The sequence below is a fragment of the Paenibacillus sp. FSL R7-269 genome, assembly GCF_000517865.1.
Classification (GTDB): Bacteria; Bacillota; Bacilli; order Paenibacillales; family Paenibacillaceae; genus Paenibacillus_AQ.
Genome location: NZ_ASPS01000018.1, coordinates 50779 through 68964, shown reverse-complemented (window position 1 = coordinate 68964; position 18186 = coordinate 50779). Strand labels below are relative to the sequence as shown.

The window sequence follows — 18186 nt, the reverse complement described above, 5'->3', positions numbered from 1 at the left end:
AATAGAGAAGCTCTAGTAAGCTCTGTTACTCTTACGGTAGGCGGCGGGTGTCATGCTGGTGATTCTTTTGAACGTACGGTAGAAGTGGGGCAGACTCTCGAAGCCGCAGGCCATGGCAATCTGCTCGATGGTACCGCTTGATTGCAGCAGGCTGTCCTTGGCCGCAAAAATCCGCTTAGTGGCAATATAATCGGTCACATTCATACCCAGACGCTGCTTGAAGACCCGGCTGAAGTGTGCGGGTGAGATCGAGGCCCGCGCAGCCAGGGAGCATAGCTCCAGCGGCTGATCCAGATGATCGTTGATATAGCTGAGCGCCTCACGGAACCACTCCGGCAGCAAGGGATTTGCAGCAACCGGCTCGGCGGCTTGCGGCAGACAGTAGCGGTTCAGATGCAGCAGTGTAAGATGAAGCAGCAGCGCAAGCGCCTGCCCGCCGTCCAGCTGATTCTGCTCGCGTTCCCGGTGGATCGCATCGATATCATTTTGCAGAATCTCAGCATGCTCAGGAGACAGGGTATACTTGTACTGCTTGTTGGTCTTGGCAGCGTCGAACAGCTTCAGATAGGGATAAGACTCACTGTAGGTATGGTTATGGATCAGAGCCGGGCTGAAAAAAAGGGCGGAGGAAGTCACCGGCTCCTCATTGTCGGGAAATCCCCGGTGCACCGTGTTTCCGGGAACGACAATGATGTCACCCGGATGCATCTCATAAAAGGTCTGATCGATGAAAAAGCTTCCTTTGCCGCTGTATACGTAGATGAATTCGTACCAGTCATGCTGGTGGTCGGGCAGCTCGCGCTGCGGGCTTTTCGTTTCCTTATAGTCCAACAGCAGCGTAAACGGCAATTGATGGTCAAAATGCCTGCGGATCGGTTCCATGAAGTCGCCCCCTGAGTTAAATCTCTACATTCTTACCCACATCATATCAAAATAAGGTATAAATTTGTTTGTTTTAGCTATTTTTATTCCTTTATCGGATGTTTACAATAAGGTGGAATGGAGGCGTTATCATGTATATTGATGCTCACCAGCATTATTGGAAGATAGACAGGGATGATTATGGCTGGATTACGCCGGAGATTCCGGTGTTGTTCCGGGATTATCTGCCCGCTGACCTGGAGCCGGAGCTAATGAAGCAAGGGATCAGCCGCACGATTGTGGTACAGGCTGCGCCTACGGTGGAGGAAACGGAATATATTCTGGGACTGAGCGAGCAGGCGGAGTCTGTCGCGGGTGTGATTGGCTGGCTGGATCTTGCAAGCCCTTCCTTCCAGGCCGAATTCGAGCGTCTCAGCAGACATCCGAAGTTCACCGGGCTGCGGGTGATGATTCAGGAGATGGCAGACCCCGGTGTGCTTTTGACCCGGCCTTATATAGAAGCGCTATCATATCTTGCGGAGCGGGATGTGCCGGTGGATCTGCTGGTGCTGGCCGATCAGCTTCCGCAGCTCATTGAGATGCTGGAACAGGTTCCGGGGCTGCGGGGAGTTATTGACCATCTGGCTAAGCCGAAGATTGCTTCGGGCCAATTAGAGCCGTGGCGAAGCTTGATGACGGAGGTAGCTAAGCATCCGGGAATTTACTGCAAGCTGTCCGGGATGGTCACCGAAGCAGATCCTCAGGGCTGGAAGCAGGAGGATTTCACTGCTTATGTACATGCCGTGCTGGAACTGTTCGGACCTGAGCGGGTGATGTTCGGCAGCGACTGGCCTGTGTGCCTGATGGCGGCAACCTATGAGGAGGTTGTGGGGATTCTGCGCACAGCACTGCAAGACCGATTGTCTGCGGAAGAGATGGAGCCGGTGTTTGGAGCGAATGCTGTTAGATTTTATAAGCTGGATTCACTAATTATAGGAGGTTGAGCGATATGAAATACAGAAAGCTGGGCAATACGGGACTTGAGGTCTCAGCATTAAGCTTCGGGGCCTCTTCGCTGGGCAGCGTGTTCCGGGAGGTACCGAAGGATGAGGCGATTCTTACGGTGCATACGGCGATTGATATGGGGATTAACCTCGTTGACGTCTCCCCGTACTACGGACTGATGAAAGCGGAGACAGTGCTGGGCGAGGCACTGCAGACGGTACCGCGCGACAAGTATATCCTGAGCACCAAGGCCGGACGTTACGGCGAGGGGCAATTCGATTTCTCCAGAGAGCGGATCATCCGCAGTGCGGAAGAGAGTATGGGCAGACTGGGCACAGATTATTTGGATATTCTGCTGCTGCATGATGTTGAATTCGGCTCGTTTAGGCAGGTGATGGAGGAGGGAATACCGGCGCTGGAAGAGCTGAAGCAGGCGGGCAAAATCCGTTACTTCGGCGTCAGCGGCCTGCCGCTGAGTGTGTTCGAGAAGGTGCTGCCGCAGACCAAGCTGGATGTCATTCTGTCCTATTGCCATTATTCGCTCAACGATACCACACTGCTCCGGCTCCTTCCGCTGCTGGAGGAGAGCGGCACGGGGCTGATGAATGCGTCACCTATCTCGATGGGGCTGCTCAGTAACCGCAAGGTGCCGGACTGGCATCCGGCGAGCGCAGAGATTCAGGCCGCGTGTCACCGTGCTGCTGAATATTGCAGGAACAAGGGAGAAGACATCGCCAAGCTGGCGGTTCAATTCTCTACAGCGAATGAGCAGATTCCTACGACTCTGGTGAGTACGGCAACGCCGGAGAATATCAGCAACAATATTAAATGGACCGAAGAGCCAATAGATCAACAATTACTGGCAGAAGTGCGCGATATTCTGAAGCCGATCGACGGAGCAACCTGGCCGAGCGGACAGCCGGAGTGGAACGAAGCACAGAGCCGGAACGGGGAGCGCTTATAATGAAGGGAATTATTTGTGAGGAGATCGGAAAGTTCGTATTCAAGGAAGATCTGCCGGAGCCGGAGCTGGTGGACGGGGAAGCGGTTGTAAGCATACGCAGAATCGGAATCTGCGGGACGGACTTGCATGCTTACCGGGGCAACCAGCCTTATTTCACTTATCCGCGTGTGCTGGGACATGAGCTGTCCGGGATTATTGAGCGCATTGGCGACAACCCGCAAGGGCTTCGCGCCGGTGATCAGGTCAGTGTCATTCCGTATCTGCATTGCGGAGAGTGCAGGGCCTGTCTGAGTGGTAAAACGAATTGCTGCCAGAAAATGAGAGTGTTCGGTGTTCATCTGGACGGCGGCATGCGGGAACGGGTGAGTCTGCCTGTAGGTAATCTGCTGAAGACAGACGGGCTGACGCTGGATCAGGCGGCCATGCTGGAGCCGCTGGCGATAGGTGCCCATGCGGTTCGGCGCTCAGGCATCAGCGCCGGGGATCAGGTGCTGGTGATCGGCGCTGGCCCGATCGGGCTGGGTGTGATGGCGATGGCCAGATATGCAGGTGCCAAGGTGATTGCGATGGATGTCAACGATGAACGTCTGGCCTTCTGCAAGGGCTGGGCGCAGGCGGAGCACGCGGTAAGCGCCTTGAAGGAGCCGAAGGAACAGCTATCGGCACTGACGGACGGCAACTTCCTGCCGCATGTCATTGATTCCACAGGCAACATCTCCTCTATGGAAGGCGCCTTCGGACTGGTTGGCCATGGCGGTACATTGACTTATGTCGGCTTGGTCAAAGGGAATATTACCTTTAGTGACCCCGATTTCCATGCCCGCGAGATGACAGTGCAGGGCAGCAGAAATGCGACCCGCGAGGACTTCGAACGGGTGATTAGCGCCATTAGAGACGGTTACATTGATGTGGACCGCTATATTTCCCACCGCTGCTCGTTCGGGGAGATGACCCTGCAGTTCGAGAGCTGGCTGAATCCTGAATCCAAAGTGATCAAGGCATTGGTGGAACTGAATTAACTGCGAAGGAGCGGAAAAGCGATGACAAGCACGGAACAGAGCCAGCGGTTATGGTACACGGAGCCGGCACAGGAATGGAATGAGGCACTTCCGGTCGGCAACGGCAGACTGGGGGCGATGATCTTTGGCAGGGTGGCTGAGGAGAAGCTGCAGCTTAATGAGGATTCCGTATGGTACGGAGGTCCGCGTGACCGCAACAACGAAGATGCGCTGCCCCACTTGCCGAAGCTCCGCCAGCTGATTCTGGAAGGCAAGCTGCGGGAGGCGGAGGAGCTGGCGGCAATGACAATGGTGGGGCTGCCGGAAGCACAGCGCCATTATCTGCCGCTTGGCGACCTGCTGCTGTCATTCAGCGGACATGAACAGCCTGCTGAGGATTATCAGCGTGAGCTGGATCTCGAATCCGGCGTATCCCGGGTGAGTTATGTGACCGGCGGAGTCCGCTATACCCGTGAGCTGTTCGCCAGCTACCCGGATCAAGCCATCGTGGTGCGGATTACCTCTGACCGGAAGAACGCAATCTCCCTGAAGGCCAGGTTTAACCGCCAGAACTGGAGAATGCTGGAGAAGACGGAGAAATGGAATGACAGCGGGCTGGTGATGGGCGGAGAATGCGGCGGGCGCGGGGGCAGCTCCTTCGCTGCTGCATTGAAGGCCGTCACAGGAGACGGAACCTGCCGCAACATCGGCGAATATGTGCTGGTGGAGGGGGCAAGCTCAGTTACGCTGCTGCTTGCCGCAGGAACCACGTTCCGTCATCCCGATCCGGCGCTGTATGCCAAGCGGCAGTTGGAGGCCTTGAGTATGGTGCCTTATGAGGAACTGCTTGCCCGCCATGTTGCGGATTACCGCAGCTTGTACGGCCGGACCTCGCTGACGCTCCCGATGAACCCGGAGCTGAGCGGACTGCCAACCAGTGAACGGCTAAATCGGTTCCGGCAGGGGGGAGAAGACCACGGACTGATCTCGACTTATTTTCAATATGGCCGTTATCTGCTGATTGCCTCCAGCCGTCCTGGCTCCTTGCCTGCGAATCTGCAAGGCATCTGGAATGACAGCTTCACCCCGGCGTGGGACAGCAAATTCACGATTAACATTAACGCACAAATGAACTACTGGCCGGCAGAACTCTGCAATCTGGCGGAATGCCATGAGCCGTTGTTCGATCTGATCGAACGGATGCGTGAGCCGGGACGGGTGACCGCGAAGGTGATGTACGGCTGCGGCGGCTTCACGGCACACCACAATACGGACATCTGGGCAGATACTGCTCCTCAGGATACGTATTTGCCAGCATCGTTCTGGCCGCTTGGAGCAGCTTGGCTGTGTCTGCATATGTGGGAGCATTACCGGTTCAGCCAGGACCGCCATTATCTGGCGAATGCCTACGATACGATGAAGGAATCTGCACAGTTCCTGTTGGATTACCTGATAGAGGATGAGTCGGGCCGGCTGATTACCTGCCCGTCCGTCTCGCCAGAGAACACATACCAGCTGCCCGGCGGGGAATCGGGCGTGCTGTGTGCCGGAGCCTCTATGGACTTCCAGATCATTGAAGCCCTTTTCAAGGCCTGCATTCAGAGTGCGGAGATCATCGGGCGGGACGAGGCGTTCCGCGAAGAGCTCCGTTCAGCGCTGGACCGTTTGCCTGGGCCGCAGATCGGTAAATACGGCCAGATTCAGGAATGGATGGAGGATTATGAAGAGGTAGAGCCGGGGCACCGGCATATTTCGCATCTGTTCGCGCTGTATCCAGGGGATGCCTTCACGGTGGAGCATACGCCAGAGCTGGCGGCAGCAGCCCGTACGACGCTGGAACGCAGACTTGCCAGCGGCGGCGGACATACCGGCTGGAGCCGTGCCTGGATCATTAACTTCTGGGCCAGACTGCAGGATGAGGGCAAGGCTTATACCAATGTGCGGGCATTGCTGGAGCATTCGACCCTGCCTAACCTGTTTGACAATCATCCGCCGTTCCAGATTGACGGGAACTTCGGAGGAACAGCGGGCATCGCTGAGATGCTACTGCAGAGTCATACGGAAAGGATCAGACTGCTCCCTGCATTGCCTGCCGAGTGGAACGAGGGCAGTGTCAAGGGACTGCGGGCAAGGGGCGGCTATACCCTCGATTTCACCTGGAGCAGTGGACTCGTTACGGAAGCTGTAGTAACATGTACCGTATCCGGACCTTGCCGGCTCGAAGGTCCGGGGCTGGCTCCGGTGTCCTTCACCGGGGAAGCGGGGCATTCTTATACCTTCACCGGGTAGAGTAACTTTAGGATAGCTAGTTGACGAATAGGATAATATAGTTATGTAGGGTTGGCGTATTTGTGCCAATCCTTTTTGGTGTGGTTAGCTAGAACGTCGAGTGTGGGCCAAATGTAATCGAAAAACCGATTACATTGCGCAGCGTGGAGGTGAGCGGAGCAAATGTAATCGAAAAACCGATTACATTGCGCAGCGTGGAGGTGAGCGGAGCAAATGTAATCGAAAAACCGATTACATTGCGTAGCGCGGGGGCGAGCGGAGCAAATGTAATCGAAAAACCGATTACATTGCGCAGCGCGGGGGCGAGCGGAGCAAATGTAATCGAAAAACCGATTACATTGCACAGCGCGGGGGCGAGCCTGATGGTGAGGTGCACAAGTGCCCCTGAATGCGCCGAAAGCGGGCAAATCGGGTAAATGAAGAGTACTAATACCTCTTTATCCGCCTTCATCCGACAAAATACGGCCAACCCGAAAAGGACCTAAGCAGGCTCAACGCTACGCTCAACGCCACACATAGCCAGCTCAAAAAGAACGGCAATTCCGCTGCCGCGCTGCAAGCAACCGTTTTCTTTTTATGAATTTATAGGGGGGAAGACCTATATTCTATGAATTGTAAGCGCATTCTGAAAACGTATAATTAAAGTTGTCACCAGGAGAAATTAGAAGCATAAGCGATTAGCCAAAAAGGGGAGGCATAACAACATGCACAAAACGGCAAAACGTTCAGCAGCAGCCGCTGCGGCCGGTGTATTAGCACTCACACTGGCACTGACAGGCTGTGGATCAAGCAATAACACCAGCAACACCGGAAGTAAGGACACCGCAGGCAAGGATACCGCCAGCGGAACCAATGCAAGCCCGGCAGCAGCCGGAGACGACACGGCTCCGGTTACATTCTCGGTATTTATGAATGGTCCCGGACAACAGCCAACGCCTGACAATAAGCTTCTGAAGCTGATCAAAGATGAGACCGGAATCACATTCAACCAGGAATTCCTGGTCGGCGACCTGCAGCAGAAGCTCGGGGTCATGATTGCCGGGGGCGATTACCCGGACATCCTGTCAGGTGACGACAAATTAATCAATGCCAAGGCATACATTCCGCTTGAGGATCTGATTGAGAAATACGCTCCTAACCTGAAGAAGCATTACGGTGCGGTCTGGAACCAGATCAAGGATGAGAGTGACGGCCACATCTACGTCCTGCCAAGCTATGGCGTCTATCAAGGTAAAATTACCGAGCCTACTTATCAGGGACCAGGCTTCTGGCTGCAAAAAGGCGTGCTTGAGGAAATGGGCTACCCTACTCCTAAGACCCTGGATGAGTACTTCGACATCATTGCCAAATATAAAGAAAAACACCCGGACATGATCGGGTTCGAATCACTCAACTTCGACTGGCGCGTGTTCCCGCTGCAGAATCCCCCAGAGCATCTGTCGGGGCATCCGAATGACGGGGCCGTTGTTGTAGATAACAATGTTGCACAGATTTTTGCCGACAAGGATATGTCCAAGACGTACTACAAGAAGCTTAATGATATCAACGCTCAAGGCTTGATGGATAAAGAAGCGTTCGTACAGAACTATGACCAGTATCTGGCCAAGGTTGCAAGCGGCAAGGTCATCGGGATGTTCGACCAGCACTGGAACTTCCAGGACGGCGAGAAATCCTTGATCTCCCAAGGCAAGCTGGAAAATACGTATATCGGCTTCCCTCTGCTCTATCCGGGCGCAGAAGAATGGTATCGTGACCGTGGAGCGGTCGGTACTAACCGAGGATTCGGAATTTCGATCAATGCCAAGGACCCTGTCCGCATTATCAAATTCTGGGATAAGATGATCACCGAGGATTGGCAGAAGACGCTTCAATGGGGCGTCAAAGGCGAAGATTATGAAGTGAATGCAGACGGTTCCTTCTACCGTACGCCTGAGCAACGGGCGAATGCAGATCAGACCAGCTGGCAGGTAGCTAACAAAATCTCAGGGATGTTCGGTTACATGCCTAAGATTCAAGGTACGTACAGCGACGGTAACGCAGCAGATGCCGGTACACAGCCTCAGGAATTCTTCGACAGCCTGAAGCCTTACGACCAGAAGATTCTGAAGGCGTACAACAAGAAATCATGGTCCGAATTCTTCAAGGAACCGAAAGAGAACAATATCTACTTCCCTGCGTATTCCATCGTGCTTAAGGATGGTTCACCAGCCCAGCTCGCACAGTCCAAACTGAATGACCTCATGATTAAGTATTTGCCGAAAGCCATTATGGCCAGCCCTGCTGAGTTCGACGGCGTGTGGCAGGATTATGTGGACAGAATCCACAAGCTGGACATCAAGGCCTATGAAGACCGGATGAATGAAGGCATTCAGCAGCGTATCGAAAAATGGAGCGTTAAATAAACCATTTAATACAGAAATAGGAGCGGGAAATGCTGTTTCCCGCTCTTCCTAAATAGGAATGCGTGAATAGGACAACGTGGAGAGAATGATTTTTACAGGAGGGAAACAACATGTCTGATGCCGTACTGGACAAACAGGTCAAAAAACAGAAGACCCGAAAAAGCAAAATCGATCCGGAAATCGGTGTGGAACTCAGCTGGAAAACACTGAAAACACAGAAACAGCTTATTTTTATGTCCGTGCCCATTGCACTCTATCTGATTATCTTCAACTATGTTCCCATCTGGGGCTGGCTGATGGCCTTTCAGAATTACCGCCCGGCGGTGTCCTTTGGCCAGCAGGAATGGGTAGGCTTGCAGCAATTCAAGTTTTTATTCTCTGATGATACCTTTATGCTGGTGCTTCGCAATACCATTGCCATGAGTTTCATTAACCTTGTACTGGGTACGGTTACGGCTATAGGTCTGGCTCTGCTGCTGAATGAGATCAAGCTCAAGTTCTTCAAGCGTGCCGTTCAGTCGATTTCTTATTTGCCGCACTTTCTGTCCATGGTTATCGCTGCGGGGATTGTATCCACTTCACTCTCCATCGATGGCGGGATTGTCAATGTCGTTCTAATGAAGCTTCACCTGATTAAAGATCCGATTATGTGGCTCAGTGAAGGGAAATACTTCTGGGGCATCATCGGGGCGTCGAACGTGTGGAAAGAGGTGGGCTGGGGTACGATCATTTATCTGGCGGCCATTACCTCCATCGATCCTTCCCTGTACGAGGCAGCTTCCATTGACGGCGCGAAACGTTTTCAAAAGATGCGTTATATCACGCTTCCGGGAATTAAGGCTACATTCGTTATTTTGCTGATTATGAACATTGGACATATTCTGGATGCCGGCTTCGAGCTTCAATATCTGCTGGGCAACGGACTTACTGTGGACTACTCGCAAACCATTGATATCTTTGTAGTGAAGTATGGTCTGGCTATGGGTAACTACTCGCTGGCTACGGCCGCAGGGATCTTCAAAACGATTGTCAGTGTCATTCTCGTATTCATCGCAAACAATGTCGCAAAACGCCTCGGCGAAGAGCGATTACTATAGAGGAGGAAGCCCATATGAAAGCCGGGACCAAAGGTTCAAGCCGGATTGAGCCGGTTGTATTTCATACATTCAACACGATATTTATGCTCTTTGTGGTTACTGTCACGCTCTATCCGTTCCTCCAGACGCTGGCGGTATCCTTCAATGACGGCAGTGACACGCTTACCGGGGGGATCTACCTCTGGCCCCGTGTATGGACGCTGGAGAATTACCGGGCGGTCTTTATATCAGGAACAATTTATCATGCTGCATTTATCTCGGTATCCCGTACTATAATTTCAACGGTGCTCGGTGTATTCCTTACAACGATGCTCGCTTATGCACTGGCGCAGCCGCAATATATTTTCCGCAAAAAGATCGGCCTGCTGTTCATCCTGACTATGTATTTCAATGCCGGGCTGATCCCGAACTACTTCCTGATCAAGAATATGGGCCTGCTGCATAACTTCATGGTCTATATCCTGCCGAGTCTGGTCAGCGCGTTCAACCTTATTATCATGCGGACCTATATCCGCGGGCTTCCGTTCAGCCTTACCGAATCGGCGAAGATCGACGGGGCAGGAGAATTCAGAATTTTCTGGAAAATCATCTTCCCGCTCTGTACGCCTGTACTGGCAACTGTCGCACTGTTTATCGCGGTAGGCTCATGGAATTCCTGGTTTGACACATTCCTCTATGCCTCCTCGGATATCAAGCTTAGCACGCTGCAATATGAAATGATGAAGATGCTTGGCTCCATTATGAGTGCGAACAATGATCCGTCGATGCTTGCGGGAGGCCAGAACAATCAGGTCCAGTCGCTGGTTACGCCAGCCTCCATGCGTGCAGCCATTACGATCGTTACAGCGGTTCCGATTCTGTTCGTCTACCCTTTCTTGCAGAAGTATTTCGTGGTAGGATTGAACCTGGGTAGCGTAAAAGAGTAATTGTCAATACGTATTATAGTAAGGAAAATATGTATACTATAACCGTTTCGGGTGCAGCCGAAGCGGTTTCTCCTGTTCAAATATAAGAATTTGTATGTTGCACAAGATAACTTATATAAAGATGGTGATTCCATGCTTAAGGTACTGTTTGCCGACGATGAGCCGATTATGCTGGAAGGGCTCCGCTTCCTGGTCGACTGGGAGGCACTAAATTATGAAGTATGCGGCGAGGCGCTGGACGGGGAGGATGCGCTGCAGCTGATCGGCAGCACCCGCCCTGACCTGGTCATCACCGATGTACGTATGCCGGTCATCGACGGCCTTGAGCTCATCCGAAGAACCTCTGAAAGCGATTTTCGGCCGAAGTTTATTATTTTTAGCGGCTATGCTGACTTTGAGTATGCCAAGCGGGCCCTGAAATACGGAGTAGCGAATTACTTGACCAAGCCTCTGGATGAAACGGAGCTGACGGAGGCGGTGCAGACGGTTACGGCACAGATCCTTAAAGAACGCAAGGCGTCCTCTCGGCGTGATGCGCTCTCGGCTCTGATGCAGGAGGATATGGTATCCCGGCTCCTGATGCGGGAGAATACGGAGGAGGAGCGGGAGCAGGGGCTGAAGACGCTGGGGATCTCCCCCGCCTCGCGGCTATGCTGTATTCTGGTCCATGGAGCAGCGCCGGACAGTATGCAGATGCGTGAGCAGGTCGCCGCCATGAGTGGCAATGAACTGCTGCGCAGCCTTGCGGTCTATCCGTTCACTGCAGGAAGCGGGAAGCACGGCTATCTGTTGGTGTCCCCGCAGGAAGGACCGGCGCTTGACCGGGCACTGCTTACCCGGTGGATGGAGGAGATGCGGCCACTGTACAGCGCGCCGGTCTTTTTCACAGCAAGTCTTCAGCATCAGGGCCCGGAGGCTCTGAATACGGCATACCAAGAGGCGCTGGCTGCTGAGCTGTGCAGACCGTATGGTCCGGGGGGCGGGGGAGCCGGCTTCTTCGAGAAGCAGGATAAGACACAGATGGCCATGCTTCCGGCAGAGCTGAGACGATCGCTGCTGCAATCCGTCACCGAAGGGAAGGCCCTGCATCTCACGGATCAGCTTGGCGAGGTGTTCAAGATTTTCTCGGCGGAGGTGGCTTCCAGCTCATGGATCGACGCTTTTCTGGCTAATATCAAAGCAGAGCTGCTACGTGAAATTACCGCCAGAGGGGGCGACTATGCGCAGTGGGTGCAGAAATGGTTCCCGTCCCGCCATACAGCCAATTGTCTGCCGCTGCTTGAGCGTCAGATAGAGGAGGAGCTGTGTGAGGCTGCAGAGTGGTTCGCAGCGGCTGCGGACGGCAGGGCGGAGGATCAGATTGTGGCTGCAGCGATCGAGTATGTCCGCGGGCATTATCAGGAGAAGCTGAAGCTGCAGGATATTGCCAAGCATCTGCATGTGAACTCGGCCTACCTGGGACAGCGGTTCAAGAAATACTACGGCAGTTCTTTTAACGATTATCTCCATGAATACCGTATTGAAGAGGCGAAGAAGCTGCTGCGCCGTACCGATATGGGGATTTCGGACATCTCAAGCAGAGTGGGCTATTCAGACGCCGATGTGTTCGCCGCCAAGTTCAAGGCGCTTAACGGAGTTACACCTTCCGTGTACAAGAAGAGTTAATTCAAGAGGGAGGAGGGGCCTGCATGAAGAATAACCGGAAGCCATCTGCCTTCATCAATGATATTCCGCTCAAATACAAGTTTTTGTTCATCTACTTACTGTGTGTGCTTGTCCCCATACTTAGCATCAATGCCCTCTTTTATGTGCAGATCAGCCGTAATGTGGAGGCACGGGAGAGGGATAATCTGGAGATTTCGGTAGACCGGGTGGCCTATGACCTGATGCAGATCGTGAACGAATGTGTGGCGATCAGCAATACGGTGGCTGCGGACCGGCCCTACATGGAGATGATGGATTACGCCTACCCGGATAATGAGGCTTATTATGATGCCTATAATGATTCTCTGAAGGATAAGCTGCGGCAGTACAGCACGCTCCACTCCTATATTTCCTGGATGGGCATATATACCTCTAATCCGACCATCCAGAACGGCAACAGCTACTTCATTCTTTCGTACGCGGATAAACAGAGTGAATGGTACCGCAAAATCTCAAGCAGCACAGGTAAGGTGCTGCTCACTTCTTATCAGGGAACCAACCCGCTGAATCCGCCGCAGCAGGAAGTGCTCGTCAGCCTGATCCGCAAGCTGGATAACTTCACGGGCCAGCCCTACACGAAGTATCTGAGGATTGATCTGCGGCTGAACAATGTGCAGGACCTCTTCCAGAAGGAGCGTGACTATCTGGATTTCAAGCTGCTGGATGAGAAGAACCGGGTCGTACTGGACTCGAACCGTTCCTTCTCCTCACTGGATGGCAGTGCCTTGCTGAATGTGGACACCAGCCTTGACCAGGCGCCCAAGCAGATTGTCCGGGCGCTCAGCAGTGCGGCCTACACCAAGGGCTGGCGGCTGGTTGGCACTCCCGAAGGACGTAAGATCAACCATGAGATGGAGAGTGCGCTCAGGAACTCGCTGATTCTGCTCCTGCTGACAATCATCCTTCCCACGCTGCTCATGATCGTCATTATACGTTCCTACAATCTGCGGGTACGGCTGCTCTACAAACATATGAAGCAGGTCAAATATGAGCAATTCGAGAGCATTGATATGTATGAAGGGAAAGATGAGATCGGCGGTCTGATCCGCAGCTTCAATCTGATGACCGGCAAAATCCGCAATCTGATCAATGATGTCTACAAGCTGGAGATTCAGAAGAAGGATCTGGAGCTGGAACGGGTGCGGGCGGAGCTGAAATATCTGGAGAGCCAGGTGGACCCTCATTTCCTTTTTAATACGCTGAATGCGATCCTGGTCATCTGTAAGAAGTATAAATATGAACAGGTTACCGATGTCATCCGCAATCTGGCCCTGATTATGCGCAGGCTGCTCAGCTGGAAGGATGATCTGATTACGGTGGAGGAGGAGGTATCCTTCATCGAGATGTATCTGCAGATTGAGAAGTTCCGCTTCCAGAACCGGTTCTCTTATGAGCTGGATATTGCTCCTGAGGTGCTGAACTGCCGGATTCCCAAGATGAGTATACAGGCTCTGGTGGAGAATTCCTGCAAGCATGGTCTGCAGTCGGTCAAATGGGCAAGGGAAATTCACGTGTCCGCTTCGCGGAATGAGACAGGTCTGCTGATTATGGTGACTGATAACGGTAAAGGAATTGAGAAGGAGAAGCTGGAATGGATCAAGTCCCATCTGGAGACAGAAGAGGATACGGGACAGAATGTCGGGCTCCGCAATGTGTACAAACGCCTCATGCTGTACTATGACGGCAGGGCTGGATTCAGTATTGAGAGCATCGAATACGAACGCACGGTCATTACCATCCAGATTCCCGAGGATTTGAGTCTGGTTCCTATAGGGGAGGGAGCTCATGTATAAAGTAGTGCTTGCTGATGATGAGACGATTGCCTTAGAGGGGCTGCGGACGCTGACTGACTGGGAGGAGCTGGGCTTCGAGGTATGCGGCGCCTGTGAGAACGGGGAGGAGGCGCTGGCTGCCATTATCCGCAGCTCGCCCGATCTGGTGATTACGGATATCCGCATGCCCGAGATCGACGGGCTTGAGCTGATCCGGCGCGTACGCAGCCTTGATATGGAGCAGCCGGTCTTCATCGTGCTTAGCGGCTACGGCGAATTTGAGTATGCCAGAACAGCCATCCGTTACGGGGTAAGACATTACCTGCTGAAGCCGGTCATGGATGCGGAATGGGATAAGGTGCTTACGGACATTACGGATGAGCTGGAGCTGCGCCTTAAGCAGACCATGCAGCAGAGCATGCTGACCAGCCGGCTGCTGCCGCTTGCAATTGCGCGCATGCTTGAGGGGCACTGGGCGGAGCCGGATGAAGAAGCAGCTGAGCAGATGGACCGCCTGGATGAGACGGCCACGGGCTGGACGTATGTTCATGTGGAGGGTCATAGCAGCCGGATTACGGAGCTGTGCAGGGAGCTGGCCGGACCGGCTGGTGCGATGTTCATTGATCTCCCCGGGGATCAGGCCGGGCTGGTCGTGGAGAGCTCGGGGGCGGCGGCGGGGCTGGCGGAGCAGCTATACGCCGGGCTGACCATCAGCGGAGTAAAGGGTTCGGTCAGCATTGGACCAAGTGTGCGCTCCCTCCGCGAGCTGCCGGTCTCCTACCGCGAAGCGGCAGACGCTGCGGCCCGCCACTACTTCTATTCGGACGAATGCGGCCCGGTGGATTCGGCCAGTGAAGCTGAGGGACAGGTGAATTACACGCTTCCGTCCGCAGAGCTGATTGAGGAGATTATCAGCGCAGTGGAGCGGCTGCAGGAGCAGAAGGCCGCGGAGAAGCTAGGCGAATTGTTCAGCGTGTTCAAAGAGAACCGGACAGATCCCGGAGTCGTCCAGATGACGGGCATGGATATCATGCTGCGGAGCATGGAGCTGCTGAAGGAATTCGGCGGCGCGGACGATCAGTGGATCGGCACGCTTGATTTTTTCAGAACCGAGCCGAAGTCCCTGGAAGACCTGCAAGTCACCCTGGAGAAGGCGCTGGGAAGCAGTATGAACTATATCCGCCAGCACAAGGAGCGTAACTCCGAGCATCCGCTGATCCGCGTGGAATGCTTCCTGAGAGATCATTATGCGGAGCATCTGACGGTCAAAGAGATTGCAGAGCATTTCTATATTAATCCGGTGTATCTGGGCCAAGCCTTCATTAAAAAGCACGGTATCAGCATTCTTGAGTATATTCATAATCTGCGGATTGAAGCGGCCAAGCAGAGGCTCGTTGACACTCAGGATACAGTCAGAAGCATTGTGGAGAGCGTCGGTTACGTTCACTATCACCATTTCTTAAGAGAGTTCGAGAAACGGACGGCGCTGAAGCCCGTTCAGTTCCGCGCACAGGCTCAGGGAGCTAAGAAATAGGGTGCAATTATTTATTTGGGGTCCATCTATTTACTTTGGTGATGGTAAACGCATACAAATGCGTTATGATAGAGAGAGTTGTCCCAAAAAATGTTGTCAAATACAGGAGGTTAGCAAAAATGAAGCAAGCAAGCAGCGAAATTCCTGCATTACATGAAATGTTCCGGGAGGCCTTTAAAATAGGGGCTGCCGTCAGTACTGGCATTATAGCTGCCCAGGGTCCTTTCATTGCCAAGCATTACAACAGCATCACCGCCGAGAATGAGATGAAGCCGGCTCTGGTTCAGCCGCAGGAGGGCGAATTCACCTTCGAGGCTGCGGACGGTATCTTCGAATTCGCAGAGTCGCATGGGATCGGTGTCCGGGGGCATACGCTTTTGTGGCATAACCAGACCGGAGACTGGATGTTCCAGGATGCGGAAGGCAGAGCCTGCAGCAGAGAGCAATTGCTTGCCCGCCTGCAGACCCACATTAACACGGTAGTAGGCCGTTACCGGGGCCGGGCGTATGCCTGGGATGTAGTAAATGAAGCGATTGAGGATAAAACAGACCAGTACCTGCGGGATACGCAGTGGCTTGAGATCATCGGCGAGGATTATCTCCGTCAGGCCTTTGAAATGGCACATCAGGCAGACCCAGACGCGCTGCTGTTCTACAACGACTATAATGAGACCGATCCTGTCAAGAGCGGCAAAATCTACAAGCTTGTACGCAGCCTGCTGGATCAGAATACGCCGATTCACGGGATCGGCATGCAGGGACACTGGAATATCTACGGCCCTTCCATTGAGGAAATCCGCAATGCGCTTAAGCTCTACGCATCACTGGGGCTCAAGATTCACATTACCGAGCTGGATCTCTCCGTGTTCAACCATGACGATAAACGCACGGACTTGAAAGCGCCAACAGCTGAAATGCTGAAGCTTCAGGAGGAGCGTTATGCCGAGATCTTCGCCCTACTGCTGGAATTCAGAGACTCCATTGATTCGGTGACCTTCTGGGGCGTGGCCGATGATTATACCTGGCTGGACGGCTTCCCCGTCCGGGGACGCAAGAACTGGCCGTTCCTGTTCGATGAGCAGAAGCAGCCAAAGGCTTCATTCGCCCGGCTGGCCGAGCTGGCCGCACCGCAATCCTAATATTATTGTAAGCTGGACACCTTATTATATCTGGAGGGAATCAAATGACAACTCAACTGAAGCAGGCTACCGGCAAGGTACCGCCAAGCGGCAATCCGCTGGTGGCACACAGATACGGAGCCGATCCTTATGCCCTGGTATTCGAAAACAGAGTCTATCTGTATATGACCAATGATGCGCTGGAGTATGATGAGAATGGTGTGGTGAAGGAGAACTCCTACAGCAGCATTAATACGATTACCGTAATCTCGTCCGCTGACCTGGTGAACTGGACCGATCATGGTCCGATAGCCGTAGCCGGACCGGAGGGTGCAGCGAAGTGGGCAACCCAGTCCTGGGCACCGGCAGCGCTTCATACCGTAATTGACGGCAAGGACAAGTTTTTCCTCTACTTCGCCAATAATGCCAGCGGCATCGGTGTTCTGTCGAGTGACAGTCCGGTGGGTCCATGGGTGGACCCGATCGGGGAGGCACTGATTCTGCGCTCTACACCTGGGGTAGAGGATGTTACCTGGTTGTTCGATCCGGCGGTGCTGTTAGATGATGACGGAAAGGGGTATATCTACTTCGGAGGCGGCGTCCCGGAAGGACAGTTCGCCGAGCCGGGCACAGCACGGGTGATGCCGCTGGGTGAGGACATGACCAGCGTGGTGGGCAGCGCGAAAGTGATTCCGGCCCCGTTCATGTTCGAGGATGCCGGAATCCATAAGTGGAACGGAGTCTACTATTATACCTACTGCTCGAACTTCTATGACGGGCAGCGGCCGGAAGGCAGCCCTCCTGCGGGAGAGATCGCCTATATGACCAGTGAGCATCCGATGGGTCCCTGGACGTATCAACACACGATCCTGAAGAATCCGGGACATTTCTTCGGCGTATCCGGGAATAACCATCATGCGGTCTTCCAGTTCCATGACAGCTGGTATATTGCTTATCACGCCCAGACCTTGTCCAAGGCCCAAGGGATTGCGAACGGCTACCGCTCCACACATTTGAACCGCCTGACTCATAATGAGGACGGTTCCATTCCGGAAATCCATGCGGATTACGAAGGTGTGCAGCAGCTTGCAGCGTTGAACCCGTATGAGCGTATTCCGGCGGCAACGATGGGCTGGAGCGCAGGGGTGAAGACAGAATACCTGGCCGAGGGCGGAGTTCAGGCCGTAACGGATGTGGAGCACGGCGGCTGGATCGGACTATCCGGGGTAGACTTCGGCAGCGGAGCCGAGTCATTCCAGGCCTCGGTCCTGAGTCTGGAAGCGGGCGGCGTGCTGGAGCTGCATCTGAATGACCCGGCAGGTCCAGTTATCGGCAAGCTGCAGGTTCCGGCGGCAGGCGGAGCGCAGGAATGGCTGGAGCTGAAGACGGTGGTCCAGGGAGCGGAGGGAGTGCATAACCTCTATCTGGTATTCACAGCAGAGAGCGGTAAGGACTTGTTCAAGCTGGCCCATTGGCAATTCACACCACAGCATAACTAACAGCAAGGAGGCGGCAC

Annotated in this window: 14 protein-coding genes; 12 read left to right on the top strand and 2 right to left on the bottom strand. The window is 53.7% G+C overall.

Going from position 1 to position 18186, the window contains the following annotated elements; translation table 11 throughout:
- Window positions 1-12: 12 nt before the first annotated feature.
- On the bottom strand, window positions 13-882 hold the full coding sequence (locus C162_RS08355; RefSeq protein WP_036693462.1) for an AraC family transcriptional regulator: 870 nt from the start codon (window positions 880-882) through the stop codon (window positions 13-15).
- A gap of 131 nt (window positions 883-1013) precedes the next feature.
- Here C162_RS08355 and C162_RS08350 point away from each other — a divergent pair, with 131 nt between their 5' ends.
- From C162_RS08350 to C162_RS08335, 4 genes are read left to right on the top strand one after another with little or no spacing between them, the layout of a single operon-like run.
- Window positions 1014-1865 carry an amidohydrolase family protein gene (locus C162_RS08350; protein ID WP_036693460.1) on the top strand — a complete coding sequence of 284 codons (852 nt, stop codon included), beginning with the start codon at window positions 1014-1016 and terminating at the stop codon, window positions 1863-1865.
- A gap of 5 nt (window positions 1866-1870) precedes the next feature.
- Window positions 1871-2830, top strand: coding sequence for an aldo/keto reductase (locus C162_RS08345; RefSeq protein WP_036693459.1), 960 nt, complete (start codon window positions 1871-1873; stop codon window positions 2828-2830).
- On the top strand, window positions 2830-3849 hold the full coding sequence (locus C162_RS08340; RefSeq protein WP_036693458.1) for a zinc-binding alcohol dehydrogenase family protein: 1020 nt from the start codon (window positions 2830-2832) through the stop codon (window positions 3847-3849). The genes C162_RS08345 and C162_RS08340 overlap by 1 nt, the downstream gene beginning before the upstream one ends.
- A gap of 21 nt (window positions 3850-3870) precedes the next feature.
- Complete coding sequence (locus C162_RS08335; RefSeq protein WP_036693457.1) at window positions 3871-6117, top strand: glycoside hydrolase family 95 protein; 2247 nt, start codon at window positions 3871-3873, stop codon at window positions 6115-6117.
- 88 nt (window positions 6118-6205) lie between these two features.
- On the opposite strand, the gene C162_RS35915 is transcribed toward C162_RS08335, so the two are convergent.
- Window positions 6206-6493 carry a hypothetical protein gene (locus C162_RS35915; protein WP_156949574.1) on the bottom strand — a complete coding sequence of 96 codons (288 nt, stop codon included), beginning with the start codon at window positions 6491-6493 and terminating at the stop codon, window positions 6206-6208.
- A gap of 328 nt (window positions 6494-6821) precedes the next feature.
- Between C162_RS35915 and C162_RS08330 the strand changes: the two genes are divergently transcribed.
- The 8 genes from C162_RS08330 to C162_RS08295 all read left to right on the top strand — a co-directional run bounded on the left by C162_RS08330 (window position 6822) and on the right by C162_RS08295 (window position 18169).
- Complete coding sequence (locus tag C162_RS08330; RefSeq protein WP_036693455.1) at window positions 6822-8519, top strand: extracellular solute-binding protein; 1698 nt, start codon at window positions 6822-6824, stop codon at window positions 8517-8519.
- Window positions 8520-8629: 110 nt separating this feature from the next.
- On the top strand, window positions 8630-9616 hold the full coding sequence (locus tag C162_RS08325; RefSeq protein ID WP_036693453.1) for an ABC transporter permease: 987 nt from the start codon (window positions 8630-8632) through the stop codon (window positions 9614-9616).
- A gap of 14 nt (window positions 9617-9630) precedes the next feature.
- Window positions 9631-10542 carry a carbohydrate ABC transporter permease gene (locus C162_RS08320; protein WP_036693452.1) on the top strand — a complete coding sequence of 304 codons (912 nt, stop codon included), beginning with the start codon at window positions 9631-9633 and terminating at the stop codon, window positions 10540-10542.
- Between the two features lie 132 nt (window positions 10543-10674).
- Window positions 10675-12207, top strand: a complete 1533-nt coding sequence (locus C162_RS08315) for a response regulator transcription factor (protein WP_156949572.1) — start codon at window positions 10675-10677, stop codon at window positions 12205-12207.
- Between the two features lie 23 nt (window positions 12208-12230).
- The gene (locus tag C162_RS08310) at window positions 12231-14039 is read left to right on the top strand and encodes a sensor histidine kinase (protein WP_036693449.1); all 1809 of its coding nucleotides are present in this window, start codon (window positions 12231-12233) and stop codon (window positions 14037-14039) included.
- Window positions 14032-15552, top strand: a complete 1521-nt coding sequence (locus C162_RS34235) for a response regulator (RefSeq protein WP_051493317.1) — start codon at window positions 14032-14034, stop codon at window positions 15550-15552. The genes C162_RS08310 and C162_RS34235 overlap by 8 nt, the downstream gene beginning before the upstream one ends.
- 119 nt (window positions 15553-15671) lie before the next feature.
- Window positions 15672-16691 (top strand): endo-1,4-beta-xylanase, encoded by a 1020-nt coding sequence (locus C162_RS08300; protein WP_036693447.1) that lies wholly within the window; start codon window positions 15672-15674, stop codon window positions 16689-16691.
- Window positions 16692-16735: 44 nt separating this feature from the next.
- Window positions 16736-18169 carry a glycoside hydrolase family 43 protein gene (locus C162_RS08295; RefSeq protein WP_036693445.1) on the top strand — a complete coding sequence of 478 codons (1434 nt, stop codon included), beginning with the start codon at window positions 16736-16738 and terminating at the stop codon, window positions 18167-18169.
- The last annotated feature ends 17 nt before the right edge of the window (window positions 18170-18186 follow it).